The sequence below is a fragment of the Micromonospora phytophila genome (assembly GCF_023656545.1).
GTDB classification, from domain to species: domain Bacteria; phylum Actinomycetota; class Actinomycetes; order Mycobacteriales; family Micromonosporaceae; genus Micromonospora; species Micromonospora phytophila.
The window spans coordinates 1-4132 of record NZ_JAMOKF010000416.1 but is presented as its reverse complement, the minus strand read 5'-3'; the positions used below and the strand labels follow the sequence as shown (position 1 = coordinate 4132).

Genomic DNA, 4132 nt, shown 5'->3' with positions numbered 1-4132 from the left:
AGGCCGGGCCGCAGCGCCGAGCCGGCAACGGGTCGAGCGGCACGGCGGCCCCGACCTGGAGCGCCTCGACGAGCTGCCGACGGCCCGCCGGGACCGGTCGCCCGCCGGGTCGGAGCCGGCGAACCGCCCGACCCCGCGGCGGCCGGGCGTCAGCAGATCGGAACCGTGCCGCCCCACACCGCGGAGATGTACGCGTGGCTGACGTACTGGCCGCTGGCCAGGCGGTTCCAGCGGTTGGTGGTGCGGTACGGGCCGGCGACCGTCTGCCCGGTCACGTAGCACTGGATCGGCACGTTGGCGTAGCGGGCGGCCAGCCCGCGGGTCGCGTACGCGGTGCTGGCGCCGGTGCGGATGTTGAGCGGGCCGTCGCCGACCACGCCGCGCGGCCCGGCGCCGGTCCACAGGTAGGCCACGTCGACCCAGGCGTTGGTGGTGAGCTGCAACCCGTCCCAGAAGGTGCCGTCGGCGAGGTCGACGCCGGCCGGGTTCAACACCGTGCGGCCGAACTGGTCCCGTCCGCCGTTGTAGCCGTACTGGTACGCGGCCTGCGCCTCCGGCCGGCCCTGCGGAAGGTTCTTCCAGTTCTCCCGGACGGCGCTGGGGTTCCAGTAGTCGTCCCGGGTGTTCCACGGGCCGACGTCCCAGACCGGCGCGTACTCGCAGCGGCTGCCGGTGGTGGTGCAGACCCGGACGGTGTAGTCGCCGGTGTTGAGCGGGGCCAGGCCACGCCGGGAGGGCAGCGCGACGAAGTGGTCCCGGGCGGTGATGGTGCGGCCGTTGGCGGTCACTTCGCCGACCAGGCCGATCCGGGTCGCGTACACCCGGTAGGTGAGGCCGGGGGTGGCGGCGGAGACGGCGGCGACGGCGTCGGCGGTGAGCCGGACGGAGCGCACCTCGGGCGGTGGCGCCGGAGCGGCCGGCGGTGAGCACCACCCGGGTCTGCACCCGGGTGACCGGCCGGTCGAAGACCGCCGCCGGGCCGGCGTCGCGCCACTCGGTCCAGCCCTCGGCCCGCCAGCCGCGCACCTGGGTCTCGACGGCGCCGCCGCCGGCGACCCGGGTGGAGACCTCGGCGCGGAACCGGTTGGCGGGTCGGGTCAGGGTGCGCGGGGCGGCCAGGAACATCCCCTCGGCGACGGCGCTGTGCGGGCTGCGGCCGGGGCGGGCCGGCGCCGGTCGGGGATCGGCCAGGCGGAGCCCGGCGCGGGTGTGCCGGACGTTGACGTCGTCACCGTTGACGCGGGAGAGGTCGGTGGTCCAGCTTTCGGCGCCACCGGGGGCGGCCGAGGCCGGGGCGGGGACGGGCAGGAGGGCGAGGGTGAGGACGGCGGTCAGGACGGCGGTTCGAGTGCGACGTCGGGCACGACTCATGGACATTCTCCTCAGAACCCCCTGATAGTGACGTTGTCGGGAGATCGATGGGAACCTCGGTACAAATAGCGACACATGCTAATTCAGTTCGGAGGAGGGAAGATGGAGCGGTGCCCGAAGGCGACACCGTCTGGAACACCGCCCGCGTCCTGCACCGGGCGCTGGCCGGCGACCGGCTGACCGGCAGCGACTTCCGGGTGCCGCAGCTCGCCGCGACCGACCTCGCCGGCTGGACCGTGCGGGAGTCCGCCAGCCGTGGCAAGCACCTGCTGCTCCGCCTGAACGCCCCGCCGGGACACACCGCGCCGCCCGTCGCCGGAGCCCACGGCGGCCCCGGCACCGACGACGGTGACGACGGGGCCGCCGGTGCCGCCGGGGCCCGGTGGACCCTGCACTCGCACCTGCGGATGGAGGGCGCCTGGCGGGCGTACGCGCCGAGGGAACGCTGGGCGGCCCGGCCGGCGCATCTGATCCGGGTGGTGCTGCGCGGCGAGCGGGCGGTGGCGGTCGGCTACCACCTGCACGAGCTGGCCCTGGTGCCAACCGCCCAGGAGGACGCCCTCGTCGGCCACCTCGGCCCGGACCTGCTCGGCGCGGACTGGGACCCGGCCGAGGCGGTGCGCCGGCTCACCGCCCACCCGGAGGCCACCATCGGCGAGGCGCTGCTCGACCAGCGCAACCTGGCCGGCGTCGGCAACCTCTACAAGTGCGAGGTGCTCTTCCTGCGCGGCGTCTCGCCGTGGACTCCGGTAGGCGCGGTACCCGACCTCGCCGGCACGGTCACCCTGGCACAGAAGCTGCTGGCCGCGAACCGGGGCCGCTGGACGCAGAGCACCACCGGGTCGCTGCACCGGGATCAGACCAGCTACGTCTACGGCCGGCGCGCCCAGCCCTGCCGCCGCTGCGGCACCGCCATCCGCAAGGAGGAGCTGGGCGAGCGGGTCACCTACTGGTGCCCGGTCTGCCAGCCCGAGCGCCCGGCCCCGCGGCCCTGAACCCACCGGCGCGTCGGGCCGGACACTCCGCGCCAGCCGGCGGTAGTCGGATCGCCGCCACAGATACGGACGATTGGGTACTAGCTAACCCCGCCGTCCAGGTCGCATGCTGCGGTTGACTCCTCACGCATCGTCAGCGAAGCGCGCCCGGGGCCGCCACGCCGGGGTGGTGGCCGCCGCGCCAGACACCGGGGAGAGCCATGGACATGTTCCGCAGACTCCGGATCCCGTGGACGGACCGGGCGGCCCGCAGCGGCGACGACACCGGGCCGGTGGCGGCCGTCCCGGCCGCCCGGAGCGCGGACCAGGCAACGCCCGCGCCGGCGAGCCTCGACTCCGCCGCGGTCCCCCGATGCTTCGGTACGGTGCCGAACTACGCCCGCAGCCCGCTGCCGGTGCTCGACGCGGACGGCCGGGTGACGCCCGGCACCGGCGTCCGCAAGTTCGTCGACGCGCTGCCCGGGCTGGGCGCACTGGGCCGCACCGAACTCGGCGCCCACCTGCCGGTGGCGGTGCCGGACACCATCAGCTATCCGGGCTGCGACTACTACGAGATCGGCCTGCAGGAGTACACGCAGCGGCTGCACCGCGACCTGCCGGCGACCCGGCTGCGCGGCTACCGGCAGCTGAACCTCGGCACGGACCCGGCCGGACACAACACCGTCGTGCCGCCGGAGCGTCCCTGGCACCTCGGCCCGGTCGTCCTGGCGCGGCGGGGCCGGCCGGTGCGGGTCAAGTTCATCAACCAGCTTCCCACCGGCCGGGCCGGCGAGCTGTTCCTGCCGGTCGACCCGACCGTCGAGGGCGCCGGCACCGGGCCGCTCGACGGTCCCGCCCCCTACCCCCAGAACCGGGCGGTGCTGCACCTGGCGGGGGCGCAGACCGGCTGGATCAGCGCCGGCAACCCCTGGCAGTGGGTCACCCCGGCGGGCGAGATCACCCCGTACCCGACCGGGGTCGGCCCGACCCACGTCCCCGACATGCCGCATCCCGGGGCGGGCGCCACCACGCTCTACTACCCCAACGAGCAGAGCGGCCGGCTGCTCTGGTTCCACGACAACACCGTCGGCCTGGCCCGGCTGACCGTCTACTCCGGGCAGCTCGCGCTCTACCTGCTCACCGACCCGGCCGAGGAGCGGCTGGTCAGCGACGGGGTGCTGCCGGCCGACCAGCTGCCGCTGGTGTTCGAGGACAAGACCTTCGTGCCGGACGACACCCAGCTCGCCGGGGAGGACCCGACCTGGGACCGGGACCGTTGGGGGGCCCGGGGCAGCCTCTGGCACCCGCACGTCTACCAGCCCCGGCAGAACCCGTACCGGGCCGGAGGGACGAACCCGACGGGGCGGTGGGACTACGGCCCGTGGTCGCGTACCGCCGACGGGGGGCCGGACGCCGGCGCGGGCGACGGCGGGTCGAACGGCGGCCGCCCGCGACCCGTCCCGGCACCGGTGCCGAACCCGTACCACGACCCGGTGACCGACGCGGACGAGCCGCCGCTGACGCCCGGTGTCCCGCACCCGTCGGCGGTGCCGGACGCGTTCGGCGACACCGTGCTGGTCAACGGGGTCGCGTACCCGTGGCTGGCGGTCGAGCCGAGGACGTACCGATTCCGGATCCTCAACGCCTGCCTGGACCGCGGCCTCAACCTCCAGCTCTACCGGGCCGGCTCGGACGGCCCGATGTGGGGTCCGGACGGCGGCCTGGCCGACGCCGACGCCGGCGAGGTGCCGATGGTGGAGGCGGTCCGCGCGCCGGACCGCCCGGCC

Annotated in this window: 2 protein-coding genes and 1 pseudogene; 2 read left to right on the top strand and 1 reads right to left on the bottom strand. The window is 75.5% G+C overall.

All coding sequences use genetic code 11. The features are described 5' to 3' along the window. Positions 1 to 149: 149 nt before the first annotated feature. Positions 150 to 893 (bottom strand): DUF8814 domain-containing protein, encoded by a 744-nt coding sequence (locus NCC78_RS28645; protein ID WP_250798419.1) that lies wholly within the window; start codon positions 891 to 893, stop codon positions 150 to 152. Between the two features lie 588 nt (positions 894 to 1481). Between NCC78_RS28645 and NCC78_RS28640 the strand changes: the two genes are divergently transcribed. Together NCC78_RS28640 and NCC78_RS28635 are read left to right on the top strand one after the other, a co-directional pair. Further along, a complete protein-coding gene (locus NCC78_RS28640) occupies positions 1482 to 2366 on the top strand; it encodes a zinc finger domain-containing protein (protein ID WP_250798416.1) in 885 nt (294 codons plus the stop codon). A gap of 200 nt (positions 2367 to 2566) precedes the next feature. Further along, a pseudogene (locus NCC78_RS28635) lies at positions 2567 to 4132 on the top strand (hypothetical protein); the annotation flags it as partial.